The organism is Pelagicoccus sp. SDUM812005 (assembly GCF_031127875.1).
Taxonomy (GTDB): domain Bacteria; phylum Verrucomicrobiota; class Verrucomicrobiia; order Opitutales; family Opitutaceae; genus Pelagicoccus.
Genome location: NZ_JARXIA010000004.1, coordinates 262,297 through 281,417 on the forward strand (window position 1 = coordinate 262,297; position 19,121 = coordinate 281,417).

At 59.0% G+C, this 19,121-nt stretch carries 10 protein-coding genes; 8 read left to right on the forward strand and 2 right to left on the reverse strand.

The features are described from left to right. Positions 1 to 69: 69 nt before the first annotated feature. The 8 genes from rsgA (at position 70) to QEH57_RS07400 (ending at position 14,354) form a co-directional block, all read left to right on the forward strand. Positions 70 to 1,194 carry a ribosome small subunit-dependent GTPase A gene (rsgA, locus tag QEH57_RS07365; protein ID WP_309006061.1) on the forward strand — a complete coding sequence of 375 codons (1,125 nt, stop codon included), beginning with the start codon at positions 70 to 72 and terminating at the stop codon, positions 1,192 to 1,194. Between the two features lie 101 nt (positions 1,195 to 1,295). After that, complete coding sequence (locus QEH57_RS07370; RefSeq protein WP_309006062.1) at positions 1,296 to 2,711, forward strand: sigma-54 dependent transcriptional regulator; 1,416 nt, start codon at positions 1,296 to 1,298, stop codon at positions 2,709 to 2,711. 201 nt (positions 2,712 to 2,912) lie between these two features. Continuing rightward, the gene (locus tag QEH57_RS07375; RefSeq protein ID WP_309006063.1) at positions 2,913 to 3,854 is read left to right on the forward strand and encodes a hypothetical protein; all 942 of its coding nucleotides are present in this window, start codon (positions 2,913 to 2,915) and stop codon (positions 3,852 to 3,854) included. 120 nt (positions 3,855 to 3,974) lie between these two features. Then, complete coding sequence (locus tag QEH57_RS07380) at positions 3,975 to 5,237, forward strand: hypothetical protein (protein WP_309006064.1); 1,263 nt, start codon at positions 3,975 to 3,977, stop codon at positions 5,235 to 5,237. Positions 5,238 to 5,256: 19 nt separating this feature from the next. Continuing rightward, complete coding sequence (locus tag QEH57_RS07385) at positions 5,257 to 6,675, forward strand: HAMP domain-containing sensor histidine kinase (protein WP_309006065.1); 1,419 nt, start codon at positions 5,257 to 5,259, stop codon at positions 6,673 to 6,675. 17 nt (positions 6,676 to 6,692) lie between these two features. Next, complete coding sequence (locus tag QEH57_RS07390; protein ID WP_309006066.1) at positions 6,693 to 8,228, forward strand: PQQ-binding-like beta-propeller repeat protein; 1,536 nt, start codon at positions 6,693 to 6,695, stop codon at positions 8,226 to 8,228. A 76-nt stretch (positions 8,229 to 8,304) separates the two neighbouring features. Continuing rightward, complete coding sequence (gene ligA / locus QEH57_RS07395; protein WP_309006067.1) at positions 8,305 to 10,401, forward strand: NAD-dependent DNA ligase LigA; 2,097 nt, start codon at positions 8,305 to 8,307, stop codon at positions 10,399 to 10,401. Between the two features lie 467 nt (positions 10,402 to 10,868). Beyond that, positions 10,869 to 14,354 (forward strand): adenosylcobalamin-dependent ribonucleoside-diphosphate reductase, encoded by a 3,486-nt coding sequence (locus tag QEH57_RS07400; RefSeq protein WP_309006068.1) that lies wholly within the window; start codon positions 10,869 to 10,871, stop codon positions 14,352 to 14,354. Positions 14,355 to 14,390: 36 nt separating this feature from the next. On the opposite strand, the gene QEH57_RS07405 is transcribed toward QEH57_RS07400, so the two are convergent. Beyond that, positions 14,391 to 17,300 carry a DEAD/DEAH box helicase gene (locus tag QEH57_RS07405; protein WP_309006069.1) on the reverse strand — a complete coding sequence of 970 codons (2,910 nt, stop codon included), beginning with the start codon at positions 17,298 to 17,300 and terminating at the stop codon, positions 14,391 to 14,393. 136 nt (positions 17,301 to 17,436) lie between these two features. After that, positions 17,437 to 19,077 (reverse strand): RNA-binding domain-containing protein, encoded by a 1,641-nt coding sequence (locus QEH57_RS07410; RefSeq protein ID WP_309006070.1) that lies wholly within the window; start codon positions 19,075 to 19,077, stop codon positions 17,437 to 17,439. Positions 19,078 to 19,121 lie beyond the last annotated feature (44 nt).

A 19,121-nucleotide genomic window follows, 5' to 3' on the forward strand; every position in this document is an offset into this window, starting at 1 on the left:
GGTTGGAGGCGGCGCGAGGATTGTTGTTGGTTCGGCTGCTCGGATTGCTATTAGTGGGGATTCGAGCAAATGAACATCGGCTTAGAGGAGTTAGGCTGGAACGAACGCTTCCAGAAGGAATTTGACGCTGTCAACGACGGTACCCTCGTCCCTGCCCGTGTGGTGCGGGAGAATCGCGGCGAGTACGTGGTGAGCACGGGGGAGTCTACCGCGATCGCTCGCTTGCCGGGAGTGGAGCGCTTGGGCAAAATGGACTCGGCTGCGTATCCAACCGTTGGGGACTGGCTGGCGCTGGAGAAGGTGGCCGGCGGCGACGATTTTCTGGTACGCAGCTTCCTGCCCCGTTCCAGCTTGTTCGAGCGCAAGGTGGTCGGCGAGGCCACGCGGCACCAGTCCATCGTGGCAAATTTCGATTCGCTCTTTCTGGTGACCGGCTTGGACTTGGATTTCAACACGGCCCGTATCCAGCGTTACCTCAGCTTGGCTTGGAACAGTCGCCAGGAGCTCGTCATCGTTTTGAACAAGGCGGACCTGCGGGAGGATTTGCCGGAGATCTTGCAAGAGGTGCGATCGGTTGCCGGCGAGGTTCCGGTGCACGCGGTGAGCGCCCATGATCGGTCGAGTTTGGATTGCCTGTTCGAATACATCGGCAAAGGCAAGACGGTCGCTTTGCTCGGTTCCTCCGGCGTCGGGAAGTCGTCGCTGGTGAACGCTTTCCTTGGCGAGGACCGCTTGCTCACGCAACAGAACCGGGCGGCGGACGGCCGAGGCCGCCACACCACGACCTGGCGCGAGCTGCAGGCCATCCCGAGCGGCGGGGTGCTGATCGACTTGCCGGGCATGCGCGAGCTGCAGCTCACAGGCGAGGGAGATGGCGTGGATAAGACTTTTGAGGATGTCGAGGAGCTGATGCTGCAGTGCAGGTTCCGCAATTGCCGGCACGAGGGAGAGCCCGGCTGCGCGATCGACGCGGCGATCAAGGATGGCCGTTTGGCCGCGAGCCGGTACGAGCAGTTTCTGAAGCTCAGCCAGGAGCATGCGATCGCCAAAGCGCGTCGCGAAGCTCGCGACAAGGCCATCGCGGCCCGTCGCCGTCAGGTCAACGTGAAGGAAGGCGTGGCCAAGAAGGGCAAGACCCGTCGCCAGAAGAATGCCAACCGTTCCCGCGACCTGATTGACGGCGCAAAGGACTGAGGGCAATGCCTGCAGTTTTTGGCTATTTCCCTCTGTAGGCTAGGCGCTTTGTAGCGCTGGGTTGTGCTTGAATTTGTTGGCGCGGCTGGCTTGCTAGCACTATGAGCGAATTGCTGGAAGGGCGCGAGATCCTGATCGTTGAGGACGAACACATGGTGCGGAAGCACTTGGCTAAATACCTCGAGGGCCAAGGCGCGAACTGTACGGGAGTGGGTACGTTCGAGGAGGGGAAGAATGCGCTCGAAAACCTCGGATTCGACTACGCCTGGGTGGATGTTCACCTGCCCGACGGCATGGGCTTGGATCTGCTGGAAGTGGCCAAGGCCAACGGAGATATCCCCGTCATCATCATGACGGCGGCGGGCGGCGTCGAGATGGCGGTGGACGCGATGCGGCTGGGAGCGGCGGACTATTTGACCAAGCCGTTCGATCCGCGAGAGGCCCCGCTGGTCCTGGGCCGCGTGGAAGCCGGGCGCCGCAGCTCTCGCATCAAGAGCCACGCTCGCAAGAGCAGTACGGTATCGACCGACGACGCTGGCTTGTTTTTTGGGGCGGCCTTGGATGGCTTCCGCTCTCAGCTGGATAAGGTCCTAGCTGTCGAGGGCCGCTTGAAGGCTCAGTTGCCGCCAGTCCTCATCGAGGGCGAAACCGGTACCGGCAAGACCACGGTGGCTCGTTGGCTGCATGCCAACGGCTCGCGGGCGGACAAGGATATCGTGGTGGTCAATTGCGCGGCGTTGCCGGAGCAATTGGCGGAAGCGGAGCTTTTTGGGCACGAGAAGGGAGCCTTTACCGATGCCAAGCAGGCGCGGATTGGGCTTTTCGAAGCGGCGGACGGCGGCACCCTGTTTCTCGACGAGATCGCCAGCCTCTCGGAATCGCTGCAGGCCAAGGTCCTGACTGCTATCGAGGAGTCGCGCATTCGCAAGGTCGGCAGTACCAAGGACATATCGATCAACGTGCGCTTGATCACGGCCTCGAATCGGCCTTTGGAGCAGATGGTGAAGGAAGGTTCCTTTCGCGAGGACCTCTACCATCGCCTCAACCTGCTGAAGTTCGAGATTCCGCCTTTGCGGGATCGCGGTGGCGACGCGGTACGGCTGGCCAAGCACTTGCTCGGGCAGCTGAGCCGCAAGTATGCCATGGAAAACGCTGCCTTCTCGCCGCGTTGCCTGAAATGGATCGAGCAGTACGAGTGGCCCGGCAATGTGCGGGAGCTGCAGCATGAAATCGAGCGTGCTATGATCCTCGGGGATCCGGAGGCCTTGGAGTTCGTGGGGATCGGCGAGCGGCTGGGCGAGCAAAGCAGTCCGGCCAGCGGCGAGGGGCCCGCGTGGCTGAAGCCCGGCTGGAGCATCCCGGACGACGGGTTTTCTGTGGAAACGGCGGTCGTGGAGTTCATCGAGCTCGCCCTGCAGCAAACCGGGGGGAATCGCACCCAGGCTGCCAAGCTCCTCGGAGTGAACCGCGACTACATCCGCTATCGGCTCACGCGCAAAGGCAAGGGCGCGGAATAGTGCACGGTAAGGGATTTCCAGGGCCCGGAACCGCGGAATAATGCGTGGCTAAACGTCTGTGGCGTTTGGGGATGAAATTTGATAAATTTTGTAAGTTGTTGAGCGAGAGAGTTTAGAGCGGCGATTTTGCCGCTTGGCACGAGCCTTGCGATAGGGAAGTCGGTCGCCAAAACCGATAACAAATACAAGGAGACTATAAAAATGAATAAGACTAAGAGAATTTTGATCTGCGCAACGGGACTGACTTTGGGAGCGATGAGCTCCACCCTGGCTTTCGGGCAAGAGGCCGAAGCTGGAGTCGAAGCTAACGTTGAGGTGCAGGCTCAGGTCGATATCGATTCCTCGCTTCTCGATTCTTCGCTCAACCTCAGCGCTTCCGAGAAGCTGATCGCTCGGGCATCCGTCAATCGCGATCGCCTCTCCGAGGAGATGCAGGGGCAGCTGACGGCTCTGGAGGCGGCTCAAGCGGAAATCGTTGCCACCTGGGAAACTGAGTACAAGCCCGCGGTAGACGCGACCTTGGTAGAGATCCAGCAAGCCCGCGCTGAATTCGAAGCGGAGATGCGCTCCCAGATCGATGCGGCGCTTGAATTGAGGAAGAGCATCGTGGCCGGGCTGCGCGAAGATCTGCGCGCCCAGCTCGGTTCCCGCGACTGGAGCGGCGAGGCCCGCGCTAAGTTCGAGGCTTACGGGGAAGTGAAGGCCGAGCTCAATACTTCGTGGCTCGCCGCCAAGGCGGAGCTCGGAGCCGATGCGACTCGAGCCGAAGTGGCCGCCGCCAAGGAGGCGTTCATGGAAGCCAATGCGGAGTTGATCGCCCAGCAGAAGGCTTTGGCTGCGGAGCTGCGCGCTCTGGTACGCTCAGAAATGGAATCGAACCGTCCGCAAGTGGACCGCGATGCCTTGCCGGCTGCCATCGCCGAGCTGCGGGCCGATATCCAGCTCGCTCGCGGCACGGTAGCGGAAAGCAAGGACGAGGTGCGCGAGGAGATGTCGAACCTTTCCGCGGAGGCCCAGGCCGAGTTGAGGCAGGAGATCGCCCTGGAATTGCAAGCTTCATACGATGAAATCAAGGAAGGCCGCCGTCAGCTCATCGACGATCTGAGAGACGAACAGGATGGCGACCGTCGTCAGGAAGACTAGTCGAGGAACACGGTTCCCGAACTGAAAAAATCGTAGGATCTGGCGCGGGCGGCGCCGCAAATGGGGTCGCCCGTGCCTTTTTCCGAAACCCTGAATTTCAAACCGGAAATGGTTATCTTGATGAAAAATCGAAGAAATATAATTTTGTTGATTGCGGTCGTACTCTCGGCCCTGACCTATGCCTTGGCCTCCGAAACCTTTGGCAGCGACCAGTCTTGGCTGGGGAGCTTGCTCACGGAGGACGACGAGGATGTGGTAGTGGAGGATTTCTTGCTGGAGGATTCGCTTTGGGCGAACGAGTCGGAGTCGGGCGAGAGCGCCGCGGCGGATCCCTTGCCCGTGCAGCTGAGCCCTTGGAGCCTGGAGTCGAGCGTGGGAGGCGGTCTCGGCTATCGGGAAAACGTGCTCTTCGGCACGGAGAGCAAGCAGGTGGACTCCAGCTTCCAGCAAATCGATTTCGACGCCTTCGCCATGCGTTCCTTCGCCGAAGGGCGAGGAGATTTCGCGACCGTTTTCTTCGGCGAGCTGCGTCGCTACGATTCGGTGCCCGGCTTGTCGTCCGAGCATCTGATGGCGATGAATACGCGGATCGGCATGGAGTTTTTGAGCGAGTACCGCGGGGTGCTGCAGATCGAGGCCATGCACTCCAAGCAGGCGATCGACGCCTCGGTGGACGATTTCGAAACGGAGGCCTTGGCGGTATCGGTCTTTCGGCCCGGTGTCGAACTGGCCTTGGAACGCGCCTTCGAGGGGATTGGCCGCTTCACGCTATCCACCGGATATCGAAAATCTCAATACAGCGAAGACAGCGAGGACTTTGCGGCTCGCAGCTACGGGCTGGAGTGGGAAAAGCGCCTGAGCGATCGCTCGCGGCTCACCTTGGGTTGGGAGCGCTATGCGGAGGACTACGATCGGAAGCGTGCCCGCAGGGTGGGGGAAGCGTGGGAAGACGCGCCGCTGCTGGAGCTGTCCGGAAACCGCTACGAACTCGAGTGGCTCTGGACGAACCGGGAAGGTACGCTGCGCCGCTCGCGTTTTACCGCAGACTACGAGAAGGAGCAGGACCGTTTCGGCGATTACTATGCTCGCTCCAAGATGCGGATCCGCCAAGGTCTCGAATGGCAATTCGGTCGTTGGGAACTGGATACAGGCGTTTCGATGGACCAGCTCGACTACGACAAGCGAGCGACTTCCAGCGATCCTGAAACCTTGCGCTCCGACGATTCCTGGCGCTGGGATGTGGAACTCTCCCGGGAGATCGGCGAGGACTGGCAAGCCTTCGTTCGCCACGAGAACTCCTTCAAGGATTCCTCGGATGCGATCTACGAGTACGATGCCGCGTCCACCTACATTGGCCTGAACTGGAATTTTCTCAGCAAGTAAGGCGATCGTTCGGTAGCGTATGCTTACTCCATCCAAGAACTTGAAACTGAAGCGGGGCCGCATCGTGGCCTCGCTGCTCGGAGGCTTTTCGCTGGTGACGATGCTCTGCGTTTTCGTGGGGATCGTCATCTGGGTCTCGCTGACTTTGAGGGACGATATCCGCAAGCAGCTGACCTCGCGCGACGAGTCGGTGCTGGGGATGCTCTTGTCGCACCAGGTCAAGCAGACGGAGGTGGACGTGCTCTTGTTCTCTTTCGAGGTTTTGCCCTTGGATGACTTGTGGCCATCGGTGCTGGAGGTCGCTGCGGTAGATCGCGTGTTCGCCGCCCAGCTTTACGATCCGCAAGGCAAGCTGGTGCGCTCGACTTCGGACGCCTTGAGGGAGGTGGTCGTCGAACCGGAGGTTTTGGAGAGCGCGAAGCTGGGAGAAGGTTGGACCGAGTTCAGCGATGCGATGCCTCTATCCGATATCATGGATCTCGGCTACCGCCAGGATCAGCTGATCCCCGTGCAGACGGTTTACTTGCCCCTCCATTCTTCGCAGGGGGATTTCCTGGGGATAGGTCGCTTCCTGATCGAAGGCAGCGCCTTGAAGCGCTCGTTCGAGTTGCTTAACCAGCGTATCGTAAGCCAGGCGGTGGTAGCGGGCGGCGTGGGCAGCCTGTTGCTGGTGCTCCTGTTCTCCGTAGCCTGGGCGAGCTTGAATCGAGCGAAGCAGGCGGTCGGCCGCCAGGCCCGACGCTTGCGCAAGGCGAATACGGAGTTGGCGATGCTGGCTCGGACCTCCGCTCTCGGATCTGTAACCGCTCACTTGATACACGGACTCCGCAATCCGCTGGCTGGGGTTCAGCAAGCGGTCAGAGGCGAGGAGTTGAAGGCGGGCGATGCGGAAGAAAACGAGGAGCTTCGGGAAATTCGCGAAGCCTCGAGCCGCATGCAGCGCATGGTCGACGAAGTAGTGTCGCTCCTGCAAGGCGGGGAAGAAGGAGGCGGCGATTTCGATCTAAGCGTTTCGGAAATCGCGGACGACTTGAAGGGAAAGTTCTCCGAGGTTTCGGCGAAGGGCAAGGTATGTTTCGAATGGAATGCCGTGGGCGAGGGGGAACTGGACTCCTATCGAGCTCGGGTGGTAATGCTTGTCGTTACAAACCTGATACAAAACGCGATCGACGCATCGCCGGAGAACGGCCTCTTGCAAGTGACTTTGGTCGGGCATGAGAAGGGACTGGAAGTTACGGTGAGCGACGAAGGGGAAGGAATCCCCGAAAGCGAATTGGATAAGATCTTTATGCCGAAGGTCAGCGCCAAGGAAGGCGGAGCGGGAATCGGTTTGCCGATCAGCTCGCAAATGGCCCGGTACTTGAAGGGACGTTTGACGTGTCGAAACCGAGAGGCGGGAGGAGCTTTGTTCGAACTCTTCGTGCCTTGGGAAGCTTAGAAAAAAGAACGCTTGTTATGAATGCTATCAGGAAACTGGGACTTTTTGCAGCAGCCGGCGCGGGCTTAGCCCTTTCGCTAAGCGCGGCGCCGGGCGACGAACAATGGCGCTTCGAGACGGGTGACCAGATCTTTGGTTCGCCTGCGGCCGATCGCGAGGGGAACCTCTACTTTGGCAGTCGTGACAAGTTCGTATACGCCCTCTCTCCCAGCGGCAGCTTGCTCTGGAGCTTCGAAACTGGGGACTGGGTGGATTCGACGCCGACCATGAGCTTCGACGAGGAAACCCTGTATTTCGGTTCCTGGGACAATCGTATGTATGCGGTCTCGACGGCTTCCGGAGCGCTCGAATGGTCCTTCGAGGCGAAGAACTTGATCGTGGCCTCGCCGTCCTTGGATGCCAAAGGAAACCTGTTTTTCGGAGCGTCGGACGGATTCTTCTATTCGCTGACTCCGGCCGGCAAACTCCGCTGGCTCTACTTTGTTGGGGAGGAGATGGATTCCTCGCCCGCGATCGACGAGGAGGGAAACGTTTACGTGGGCGCCTTTGATGGCATTTTGTATTCGTTTACGAATACAGGGGAGCTGCGTTGGACCTATGCGACGGGATTGGATATCGAGGAAGGGGATCGTCGTATCAAGTCCCCCCCTACGATTGGAACGGAGGGCGCTGTTTACGTGGGCGGCGGCGACGGGAAGGTGCATGCCTTGACCTTGGAGGGTGAATTTCTTTGGGAGTTCGCGGTTCCTGAGAAGATCGATACGGGAGTCGCTATTCGGGAGGATGGAAGCCTGGTGGTGGCGAGCCGAGATGGCTTTGTCTACGCGCTCGACGAGAACGGCGTATACCTTTGGGAGAGTTACGTGGGGGATGTATTCTATTCCACGCCAGCGGTGGATTCCGAGGGCCGAGTTTACGTGGGCTCCTACTTGGGAAATGGAGTGAGCGGCATTAGCGCCCTGTCGGAGACGGGAGAGATCCTGTGGGAGTCATTGTCGCTTGGATACATCGATTCATCGCCGCTTTTGAGCGGAAGCGGGCAGTTGTACTTCGGTTCCTACGACGGGGCGTTCAGTGCGGTGGAGGCCAGTGGGCAGCCGGCGGCAACGGCTTGGAATCGCTTCGGCGCAGGGCGGGCCAACCAGTCCCTGTACTTGAGCCTGGTGCTGGGCGCGGACTTCGAGGCCTGGCTCTCGGAAAGCGGACTGGAGAGCTTCAAGGCCAGCCCGCATGCGGATTTGGATGGCGATGGTTACAGCTTGTTCGCTGAGTATTGTCTCGGAGGTCACCCGACGGTGGGAGACGGTGCCCTGCTGGAGTTCGGGGAGGGCGCGGCTCCGGGTAGCATTCGTTACGTTCGGCTCGACGAAGCGGTGAGCACGTTTGATTTCGTTCTCGAGGTCTCGACCGATTTGAAGGTTTGGACTGCGGTTTCGCAACCAGCGGTGGTGGTTGAGGACGGCGTGGCTGGGAAGTCGCGCTACGACCGAGTCCAGCTTGCGACCGAGTCGCCCGTGCAGGATCGTGTCTTCTATCGACTGCGCGTGTATTGAGCAGGGAGCTTTTGTCGAGCGGTGCGCTCGAGGATTTTCGGTTGCGAAGACCTTGATTTCGTACGAGGGGTAGTGGGTGGACTGTTACCCCATTTCCCTTAGGCGGCTCCGTGGAGTTGCAGCTAGCCTGTTCGTTGTATCCATAATTCTGTGTTGCGCTCAGGCGCAACCGGACCAGCCATCGGTTTCCGAGCCTGTTCAGGACCTAAGCGAATCGCGTTGGCGGGAGCTGAAGGAAGCGATAGCCTACCATGATGAGCTGTATTATCGGCGGGCGGCTCCGGAAATCAGCGACGCGGAGTACGACGCGCTGAAGCGTGAGTTTCTGCAGTTGGAAGCGATTTTCGGTGGAAAGGAGGAGGCGAGCGTCGGTGACGACCGAGGGGAGGGCTTTGCCAAGGCGAGGCACTTGGCTCCGATGTTGAGTTTGGAGAAGGCCTATTCGGAATCTGAACTGAGACGGTTTTACGATCGCGTGCTGGAAGTTTCTGGAGCGGACGCCCTTCGCTTTTCGGTCGAGCCTAAGGTCGATGGCATGGCGGTGAGCGTGACTTACGAAAACGGCCAATTCGTACGAGCGGTTACTCGTGGAGATGGATGGGAGGGGGACGATATCAGCGAAAACGTTTTAGGCATTGTGGGCTTCCCTCGGACCTTGGCGGGCGGAGCGGAACCGCGCCGCATTGAACTGCGTGGAGAAATCTTCGTGAGCTTCGAGGATTTTAGGAAGGTGAACCAAGATCGCTTGGCGGCGAATGAAGCGGCATTATCGCATCCCCGATCCTTGGCGGCGGGGTCAGCTAAATTGAACGACTCTGAGGAGGTAAAAGGGCGGCGTCTTTCGATCGTTTTTTTCGGAGTGGGCGGCGTGGAGCCGGCGAATTTGGGTCCTGCATCGCAAGCGGAGTTCTACGAATTCGCGGACCGTTGGGGATTGCCGGTTTTGCCAGAACGCCGGGAAGCGTTTGCTTGGAAGGGCCTGTTGACTGCAGTGGAGGCGATGCAGCGGGAGCGCTTTTCGTATCCGTATCCAACGGATGGAACCGTGGTGAAGCTTGACTCCTTCGCTCTGCAAGCTCGCTTGGGTGAAAGTCGCGAGGCTCCGCACTGGGCGCTGGCTTACAAGTCCTCTGGGCAGTTGGCGGAGACGCGTTTGCTGGCCGTGAATTATCAAGTGGGGCGGACTGGAGTGCTCACTCCAGTGGCGGAGTTGGAAGCGGTGACGGTTTCAGGCAGTCGCATTGCTCGTGCGAGCCTGCATAATTTCCAGGAGGTCGAGCGCTTGGACCTCCGCATTGGCGACAGCGTCTTTGTCGAGAAGGCGGGCGAGATCATTCCGCAGGTGGTGGCTGTGAATTTCGCCAAGCGCGACCCCGCCAGTTCGCCGCTAGCTCCACCGGTTCGTTGTCCGTCGTGCGGAGGCGTTTTGAGCCAGGCGGACGGGGGCGCTAAGATCTATTGCGCGGCTAGCGGTTGTCCGGAGCGCTTGAAGCGGCGCTTGGAGCATTACGTTTCCCGGGAGGCTTTGGATTTCGAGGGGTGGGGCGCTGCGACGATCGGAGCGTTGGTAGACGCGGGAAGGGTGAAGCGGATCGGCGACCTGTACCGGGTGGATCGCGAGCAGCTGGAGGAAATGGCCCATGTCGCTTCTGCGACGGCCGAGCGTCTGCTGGAGTCGCGAGAGGCCAGCCGCGGCCGGGACATGTGGCGTGTCATTTACGGGCTGGGAATACCAGGAGTGGGGGAGGTAAGGGCTAGGCGAATTGCGGAGGTCCTCGGGAGTCTGGAAGATCTAGGTCGTCCGGAGTCTCTGGGGCTCGGGCCGGTAGAAAGAACCGCCTTGCTGGGGTATCTCGAACAGGAATCGAATCGACGCGAATGGGAGGATTTGCTTTCCTTGGATGTGTGTATCCAAAGAGGGGGTACGATTGAGGTGGCGAAGGTGGCTTTGTTTGGGAAGGTATTCGTCTTCACGGGGAAACTCGATTCCCTGACTCGTGCCGAGGCAAGCGAACGAGTTGTGAAGGCCGGGGGCGAGGTACGCCAAACCGTGAGCGGCAAGTGCGATTATCTGGTCGTGGGAAGCTCTCCGGGGCGAAAGTTGCAAGAAGCGAGTCGCCTCGGTGTTGCCATAATTGATGAAGTGGAATTTCTCGGTTTGTTTGAGCCCTAGGCGGCAAGGCAGAGCTTTTATTGTCGGATCGGCTGATCCTGGTTCGTGGATCTTTTTATATAATCTAATGCTTTAAATTAGTTTTTAGAAGGTTGCTGAATATCAATTGCTTGCTCTGCTTGTCTCGCGATATTTTAGGGGACCGTCGGCTTTGAAGCGGACCTTTGGGTTTTCGATCTAGGATCTTCCCTTGCGTGTTCGGGGCGCTTTCTTAGACCGAATTTTTGACGCGTGCACCTCTTGTTTGGGACGCCGGTTCTGGTAGGAGATATGCGTATTTCTATTTTTGTATCCGTTGATGTAATACGGAAGGGGTAATGCTGTTTGCGGTTTCTGGAAAGTCGCTACGCAGCTTCGCTCTCCTTGTTGCATTTCAGTTTTTAACCCACACCCATTTCAATCCTCTTTGTAGGTTCAGGCTTGGGCTACGCGTAGGCCTGTGTCGTGAACTCATTTTTTTGACTCTTATGAAAACCCTCGACGTCACCGATTCATCTTCCGAAACCTGCCTCGATGTTGGGTTTGGCCAAAGCATAAAGCTTGATCCGCGCGAGGATCTGTTAGGAGGGTTGACGGTAGATCGAGTCTTCACCAGCGACGGGAAAAATCCTTACGAGAGCATCACTTGGGAGCGACGTGACGTCGTCATCATGGACTGGAAGACCGGCAAGCCCAGCTACGAGCGCAAGGGCGTGGAGGCGCCTTCCTTTTGGGCGGAGAACGCCCTGAAGATCACGGCTAGCAAGTATCTTTTCGGACGCGATCCGGAGACGCCCGAGTACGAAGACTCCCTGCGGCATGCGTTCGATCGGATTGCCAATACCTATACGGTTTGGGGCTGGAGGCACGGTTACTTCGCTACGGAAGCGGACGCGCTTGCCTACAACCACGAACTGAAGTATCTCTTGGCCTTTCAGATGTGGGCGCCGAATTCTCCGGTTTGGTTCAATATCGGCCACTGGGAGCAATGGCGTTGGGGACGGCCGGATCTACGCACGGTGATGGACAATCGAGGCAATCGCGCCTTCAAGGCGTTTCTGCCGGAGGGGGATGCGGACGACCGGAATCTGAAAGTGAAGGAAGTATCCAACGCGTACCTACACCCTCAGGCTTCCGCTTGCTTCTTGATGGGCATCGAGGACTCGATGGAAAAAATCCTCAGCCACCAAATCGCGGAAGGCGGGGTCTTTTCCAGTGGTTCGGGCATCGGAGTGAACCTCTCTTCGATTCGCTCCTCGAAGGAACCGATCGCGGGCAAGGGCTTCGCCTCGGGGCCGATCTCTTTCGACAAGGGCTTCGACCGGATGGCGGGCGCTATCAAGTCGGGCGGCAAGACGCGCAGGGCGGCTCGCATGGTGTTGTTGTTCGCGGACCATCCGGATATTTTCCAGTTCATTTCCACCAAGAACGAGCAGGAGGACATCGGCAAGATCGTGTTGCGCGAGCACAATGTCTCGGTGGCTCTCAAGAAGAAGGCGGAGGAGTTTGCTCAGAAGGGGTCGCCGGCGGAGCGCATGGCGGCTCGTATCGTGCTCGACATGCCGATGGTCACGGATCGGGTTTATGATTCTGGAATGGACGACTTGCTTTACGGGGAGACCTTGGGGCATCAGAACGCGAACCATTCCGTTTCGCTCAAGGGAGATTTTTGGAAGGCGTACCAAACCAAGGGCGAATATGCGACTCGTTGGGTGAGCGATCCGACGAAGGTCGAAGATACGTTCAAGGCGGAGAGCATCCTCGACGCGATCGCGGAGTGCGTTTGGCACAATGCGGAACCGGGGACGCACAATAACGACTTTATCAATATCTGGAATCCGGTGAAGTCGGATGGGGATATTTCCACCAGCAACCCCTGCTCGGAATACCTGCACCTCAACTTCACCTCCTGCAACCTCTCCAGCTTCAACGTGTTTCGTTTCTACGATCGGGAGACGAAGAAGATGAAGGTGGAGCCGTTGCAGAAGGCGATCCGGCTGGCCATGATCGCGGCGGATCTGAATATCGAAGAAGGCGGCTTTCCGATTCCCGAAATCGCAGCGGGAACTTATCGGTATCGCACCACTGGAATTGGCTACGCGAACGTGGGCGGTCTATTGATGGCGATGGGGATTCCCTACGACAGTGACGAGGGGCGTTTGATTGCGAGCCAGTTGGTTAGCTTGCTGACTTCGACCTGCTGGAAGGCCAGCGCCGAAATGGGACAGGAGCTGGGAGCGTATCCACGTTTTGAATCCACCGAGTCAGACTTGCGCGAAGTGCTTGAACTTCACAAGGCGGTGCAGGATCTCTCGGGAGCATTCAGCGAGGGCAAGGATATCGAGAAGGAGGCGAACGCTATCTTCAAGTCGCGCAGCTCGCGGTTGCCTATGGCCCAAGGCTTGACGGGGCTCGATGTCTTGAAGGGGTATGCTCGGAGCTTCGAGAAGCATTCCGTGGCGGCCCCGGGTATTGCCGATCAGCTTCAGGCTGTAAACTCCGCGACCTGGGATGAGGTGCTCGCCGCGAAGCGCTTCCGCAACAGTTTCACTACGGTGATGGCTCCGACAGGGACGATCTCCGCTCCGATGGGGATCTATGACGAGGGAACGACTTCGGCCGAACCGGACTATACGCTGGTTAAGTACAAGAACCTGTCAGGGGGAGGGATGTTGAAGATGTTCAATACCTTGGCCTTGGAAGGGCTTCGTACCCAAGGTTACACTACGCAGCAGGTTTGCGAGGCGGCGTTGGAAGTGGCCGGTCTCGATGGTCTGTACACTGCCTGCGGAGCGAGCATGGCGAAGGTCGTAAGGCACCTGCGACAGTATATTGACGAAAGTCAGGTTGGCCCGATTCGGCATCAATTGAACGAGCTTATCGGATTCAAGATTGGCGACGTTCCCAAGCTTGAGGCCTATCTCACCGAGCTGAGGGAAAAAGGGCAAAACGGTACCGCGGACCAGCAGGAAGGCGTCGTGCTCGCGGGGGCGAGCCACGTGGAGGACATTCCTTGGCTTAAGCCTGAGCATCGGGCGGCCTTCGATTGTTCGGCGACTTCCGGCAGCGGCTCGCGGTCGATCCAGGCGAAGGGGCATATGCGCATGTTGGGCGCGATCCAGCCCTTCTTGTCGGGGGCGACTTCGAAGACGGTGAACTTGCCGTATACGGCAACGCGGGAGGATATTAAGCAGTGCCTCGTCGATTGCCATGATATGGGGGTTAAGTGCGTTGCGCTCTACCGGGCGGACTCGAAGGGGATATCCGTTTTTAACGTGGATACGCCAGAGGGGCGAAAGTGGAATCCTGAATACGTTTGGAAGGATCTCGTGGAAGGCGTGCGCGAGCAGGTTGGCGAGATCGTCAAGGAAGCGAGCAAGCCGCGGCGGGTACGCTTGCCGGGGCGCCGCATTTCCCAGACTTTGAAGTTCGAGGTAGGCGGTGGCTTGATGGAAGGTTTTCTCACCGTAGGAATTTATCCAGATGGAAGCTGCGGCGAAGTCTTTGGCCGCGTGGGCCAAGCCGGTTCCTTTGCCAACGGCATGTTCGAGAGCTTTTGCAAGGCCTTCTCGATTTCCCTTCAGTATGGGGTGCCGCTTTCCAGCTTGATCGAGTCGTTTCGCTACACGGCGTTCGATCCGAGCGGGTTCACCAAGGTCGGCGACCAGGATGGCGTCGCTGAGCAAATCAAGACCTGCAAGAGTGTGGTCGATGCCATGATGCAGATTTTGCAGTGGCTCTTTCCAGAGTCGAACGGTGAAAAGCTAATCGACTATGCGGGTGCTGCGGTGGAGGCGCAGAGCGGTGCAGTGACGATCAAGCCGTCAGAGGAGAGCAAGACTTCTGTTGTTAGAAGTATCCAAAATAAGAGCGCCGAGTCCTGTCCCAAGTGCGGTTCCATGGCGTATGTACACGACGGGAAGTGTCGCGCCTGCCGGGACTGTGGCTTCAAGGACGGAGGGTGTGGAGAGTAGGTTTTTATTGGATACCTAGGTTTGCAAGGCGGCTTCTTAGTCGTCGAGGAGGTAGTCGATGGTGTCTTGATCGATTTCGAGTCGCTCGACGTTGCCTTCGGTGAGCAGTTCTTCGACGAGTTCGGTCTTGGCCTTTTGCAGGTGTTGGATCTTGGACTCGATGCTGTCGTCTACGATTAGCTTGTAGACGAAGACGCGCTTTTGTTGGCCGATGCGATAGATGCGGTCGCTGGCTTGGCGCTCTACGGCTGGGTTCCACCAGGGATCGAAGTGGATAACGCAGTCCGCAGCTGTGAGATTGAGCCCGGCGCCGCCTGCCCGTAGACTGATGAGGAACACGGGGGCTTGGCCTTCTTGGAAAGATTGCACGACGCTGGCTCGGTCCTTGGTGCTGCCGGTGAGGATGAGGCGTTCGATGCGGGCGTCGTCGAGGGCGTCGGCGATGAGCTCCAGCATGGAGGTGAATTGGGAGAAGATTAGGATGCGGCTGCCTTGGCCGATGAGCTCTTCCACGAGCTCGAGCAGGGCTTCGAGTTTGGCGGAGTCGCCAGAGTCGCAGTGGGAGGCGCCTTCTTCGAGGAGGCGGGGATCGCAGCAGATTTGGCGCAGTCGCAAGAGGCGGGCGAGGATGAGCATGCGGGCTCCGGCGATACCGCCGACGGCGAGGCTGGTGCCGATTTCGGCGCGGGCTTCCTTGCGGTAGGTGTCGTAGAAGTCTCGCTGTGCTGGCGTCATGGATACGGCGTGCACGACCTCGGTGCGCTCAGGGAGGTCTTTGAGGACTTCGCGTTTGGTGCGGCGGAGCACGAAGGGGCTAAGGCGTCGCTTGAGGCGGTTGCGTACTTCTTCGGCGAAGCTGGAGTCGCCGGCGTCCTTGAGCGTTTGTACGATTCGGGAGCGGAAGGTGTTTTCGTCGCCGAGGAAGCCGGGGAGGAGGAATTCGAAGAGGGACCAGATGTCTTCGAGCCGATTTTCGATGGGAGTGCCGGTGAGGCAGAGCTTGCGTTCGGCCCGGAGTCCGCGAGCGGTGGCGGCGGTTTGGGAGGCGGCGTTCTTGATGTTTTGGGCCTCGTCGAGAATGGCGAGGGTCCAAGGTCGGGACTGGAGGCGTTCGCTTTCGAGGCGGAGCAGAGCGAAGCTCGTGAGGGTAACGTCGCAGGAGCCGACGCCTTGCCAGGCGCGGTCGCGATCCTTGCCGTGGAAACGTGCGACTTTGAGAGTGGGGGCGAAGCGTTCCAGTTCGTCTATCCAGTTATCCACTACGCTGGTCGGCGCGACGATTAGGGCGCCGTTGGCGAGGCGGCCGCGTTGCTTGAGGTCGAGGAGGTGGGCAATGGTTTGGGCTGTTTTGCCGAGTCCCATGTCGTCGGCGAGAATTCCTCCGGCGGCTACTTCGTCCAGGGCGGTGAGCCAGCCCAGTCCCATGCGTTGGTAGTCGCGCAGCTTGAGGGCTAGGTTTTGGGGCGTCTTGCGTTCCCGAACGTCGATGCCGGCTCCGATGCGTTCGCAAAGGGCGAGGACCTTGGAGATGCCTTCTAGGGCGCTCGCGTCCACGAGTCCGGCGGCGGCAAGTTCGCCGAGGCGCCACTGGCTGACGCGGGCCCGGGCGGAGGTGTCGAAGGGGTTGCGGTCGTAGAGTTCGTAGAGTTGGTCGGCGAAGGTTGCGAGGGTGGAGCTTGGCAGGACGACGAGGTGGGTCGCTTCCGGCTGGTCTCCGAAAACGCGTAGGGCGAAGCTTTCTTCGCGTAGCCAGGCGAGCAGCTGGGGGAGACCGCGGTCGCTTTGACGTCGGAGGGTACGGTGGAGCACGGGGAGCAAGGCTTCGCGGCGTCCCTTCGTTTTCAAGTCGAGGCTAAGGGCGAATCCACCCGCTCCATCGCTTTCGACTTCCGCGAGGAGGTCGGAGTCTTGGGCGAGGGCGATGGTGAGTCCTTTGGCGTATTCAACTTCCCATTGCGCGTCTAGCTCGGGAATGGTTTCTTCGAGGAAGCTCCGCCAGGAAAAGCCGCTGCTGATGGAGAAGGTGGAACTGTCGAAGTTGAAGAGGTCAAGGTTGCCCGCTTGCTGGGAAGGCTCGAATCCCCAGGTTTTGAGAGCTTGCTGGGTTTGCTCCTCGAAGTCTCGGTCTCGAGGGACGCGTTTGATGGCGCCGTCTTCGCGATAGGAAACGGCGCTCTCGGAGGCGTCCCAGGCTACGAGGGCTTTGCCGTAGCGAAAGCGCAGGCGTAGGCGCAGGCGGTCTCGCAGTTCGATCCAGGCCTCGTCGCGTTCGCGTTTTTCGGTGAGGGCTCTTTGCTGGATGGTGAGGACGGCGACGGGCTTCACGTCTTGCGATTCCTCGAGTCGGGCGAATTCTGGGGTCGGGAAGGTGGCGTTTGGAAACTCTTTGGCGAGGCGTAGACAGAATCCGGATACATCCGCCGCTTTCATGCTGCGGGCGGCGAGCCAGCGCATGCTTAGGGCAGGAGGCTGCGTGGTGGCGAGCGGCCCGCAGCGGCACTCGTCGCCTTGGATGTAGATGGGCGGATTGAGGGGGAAGGCGCGGGTGCCGGGAGGCGTGGCTGCAGTGGTTTCCCATTCGCCTTCGCGGCCGAGAGTGGGCGTCCAGCCAAGGGTCCCTTCTAGGGGATCGCTCCAGACGAGGGGGCGATGGGCGCCGAAGGCGAAGAAGACGGATTTGAGCTCGAGCATCTTTTTGAGGAGCTCGAAGCCGTACTGTCCATCGAGGATAGGCCATTGTCCTTCCCGCTTGATAAGCTGCATGAGCCCCATGACGATGCTGCGGTCGGCGGGAGTGAGGATGGGCTCGTATTTTTTTGAGAAGAGGACCTTGAGGTTCGAGAGGTCGGTTTCGCTAAAGGCGTCCCACTTCATGAGACGCGTGAGGCGAAGGGAGCACTCGAGTTGGCGTCCTTGCGGAGTCAATACGTAGACGAGGCGTTCCATGGGGGCGAATTTTGGAAAGGCATTTTGCTTTTAGCAGAGCTCGGCTACAGCCAGTCTGCTGTTGCGGGCGCTCACTTTCGTGATTCCAAGAAATTGATAGTCGGGTTCGTATATGGTGAAATTATACGGTTCTCAATTATCGGTTTTCGGGAAGATCGAGTGTGGCGAGTAAGGCTCGGCCTTTTTCGGTAAGGCGGTATTTTTGCAAGCGGCTGGTGGGTTTCTCGGGAATGGTCATTTCGATCAAATCTCGGGCCAGGAGGCGTTTGAGTTGTTTCTTCAGTTCCCCAGACACGGTTTTGTGGCCGAGCTTCGGGGCTATTTCTGCCTTGCCATGTGGGTGAATGCGGAGGGCCAGTAGAACCTTAGCGGCGATGCGCGACTCTAGCTGCGATTCTAGCTGTGACTCGGGCCGCAGCTCGGGCCGCAACTCGGGCCGCAACTCGGGCCGAGCTCGTGCAGGCTTGGTCCTGACTCTCTCGGTGAGCGCCTCTTGAACTGATTCCGTCTGTTTCTCCAATTGAGCGGCCTTCTTGTGTACGGGCAACCGGATGAGAAAGTGGGTGCGGTCGTCGTCGGTCTCGAACTCGGGTGATGGCGAGCCATTGGCGGCCATGACTTTGAGTATTTTGGAGATACCCGTCGAGCGGCCTTCGGTGAGGTCGAGTTCTTTAAGGAATTCGCCGATGCGGCGATTTCGGTAGCGGCGGCTTACGGCCCGGCCCGCTTGTAGATCGGCGAGTTTGATGGAGCGATCGGGGCCAGGAAAGCTGAGGACCACGAGATCATCATGGGAGATGCGAATTTCTATGGGTTCGCGGATTTCGTAGGAACGGTGATATACGGCGTTGACGACAGCTTCTTCAATGGCGGCTAGCGGGTAATTCCAAAAGCGCTCCGCTTCCGGCCGGTCGGGATGTTTGATGACGGTTTCCTTGAGATAGTTTCTTTGGATAAAAGAAATGGCATCCTGGGTGATCCGTGCTAGCGGACCCGCGAAGATTTTCTCCTCGAATTGATCGCCGCCTGGACCTTCGGGAAAGTAGACGACATCGATTTGGGTGGCAGGAAAGTATCGGCGGGGATCTTCGCTGAAGAAGAGCAGCCCAACGTTTTGCGGCAGTGGGGATTCGCTCGGACCTGCCACAATCTTCATTTGGCGTCCGAGGGCTTCTGTTGGGAGCGTGGATGATTCGTCCGCCAAAGCGCTGCCGACCTCGCTTAGAAACTCCTGCATGAGGCGTGGCGACAAGTCGGACACGGCTGCGGTTTGGTTGATCCGATCGTCGAAAGGGACTTGGGCTGTGAGACTGATCAGTTCCCGCTCGTCTTGGCCCCTGGCTTCTACGGTGCTGGCGTAGCGGCGGATGTAGTATCGATACTCCTTGTTCTTCGCGGTGACGGTTTTCGGAACTTTGTAGGGACGTGTCGGCCCGCCGGGAGCCCAGAGTACGATCAGGTTTCGACCTGCGACGCGCTCGACGCTCAGATGCGGGTAATAAGGGGGCTGGATCAAGTTGCAGAAGCCGAGCAACTCCTGCTGGATCTTATCGAGTTGGGAGTCTGATAGACCGAGAGGAGGGAAGATCGGTTGGCCTGCTGCGTCGCAGTCTTGACCGATTATGACGTAGCCTCCGCCAAGGTTTTCAAAATCGTTGGCGAAGGCGCAGAGGGTGCGGAGGATCGCGTCGGGATTCCAGCCCTGTTTGTATTCGATGCGCTCGCCCTCCACTTGGCGCTGGCGTAGGAGCTTATCCAGGTTAATCGGTAGCGGCATGGCTATCAGATGAATGGTTGTGGATGATAAGCTGAGAGAACTGC

What these genes read in the sequence shown, in the direction of transcription:
- rsgA (WP_309006061.1), top strand. Translation starts at nt 70, where the DNA reads ATGAACATCGGCTTAGAGGAGTTAGGCTGGAACGAACGCTTCCAGAAG.
- QEH57_RS07370 (WP_309006062.1), top strand. Translation starts at nt 1,296, where the DNA reads ATGAGCGAATTGCTGGAAGGGCGCGAGATCCTGATCGTTGAGGACGAA.
- QEH57_RS07375 (WP_309006063.1), top strand. Translation starts at nt 2,913, where the DNA reads ATGAATAAGACTAAGAGAATTTTGATCTGCGCAACGGGACTGACTTTG.
- QEH57_RS07380 (WP_309006064.1), top strand. Translation starts at nt 3,975, where the DNA reads ATGAAAAATCGAAGAAATATAATTTTGTTGATTGCGGTCGTACTCTCG.
- QEH57_RS07385 (WP_309006065.1), top strand. Translation starts at nt 5,257, where the DNA reads ATGCTTACTCCATCCAAGAACTTGAAACTGAAGCGGGGCCGCATCGTG.
- QEH57_RS07390 (WP_309006066.1), top strand. Translation starts at nt 6,693, where the DNA reads ATGAATGCTATCAGGAAACTGGGACTTTTTGCAGCAGCCGGCGCGGGC.
- QEH57_RS07400 (WP_309006068.1), top strand. Translation starts at nt 10,869, where the DNA reads ATGAAAACCCTCGACGTCACCGATTCATCTTCCGAAACCTGCCTCGAT.
- QEH57_RS07405 (WP_309006069.1), bottom strand. Translation starts at nt 17,300, where the DNA reads ATGGAACGCCTCGTCTACGTATTGACTCCGCAAGGACGCCAACTCGAG.
- QEH57_RS07410 (WP_309006070.1), bottom strand. Translation starts at nt 19,077, where the DNA reads ATGCCGCTACCGATTAACCTGGATAAGCTCCTACGCCAGCGCCAAGTG.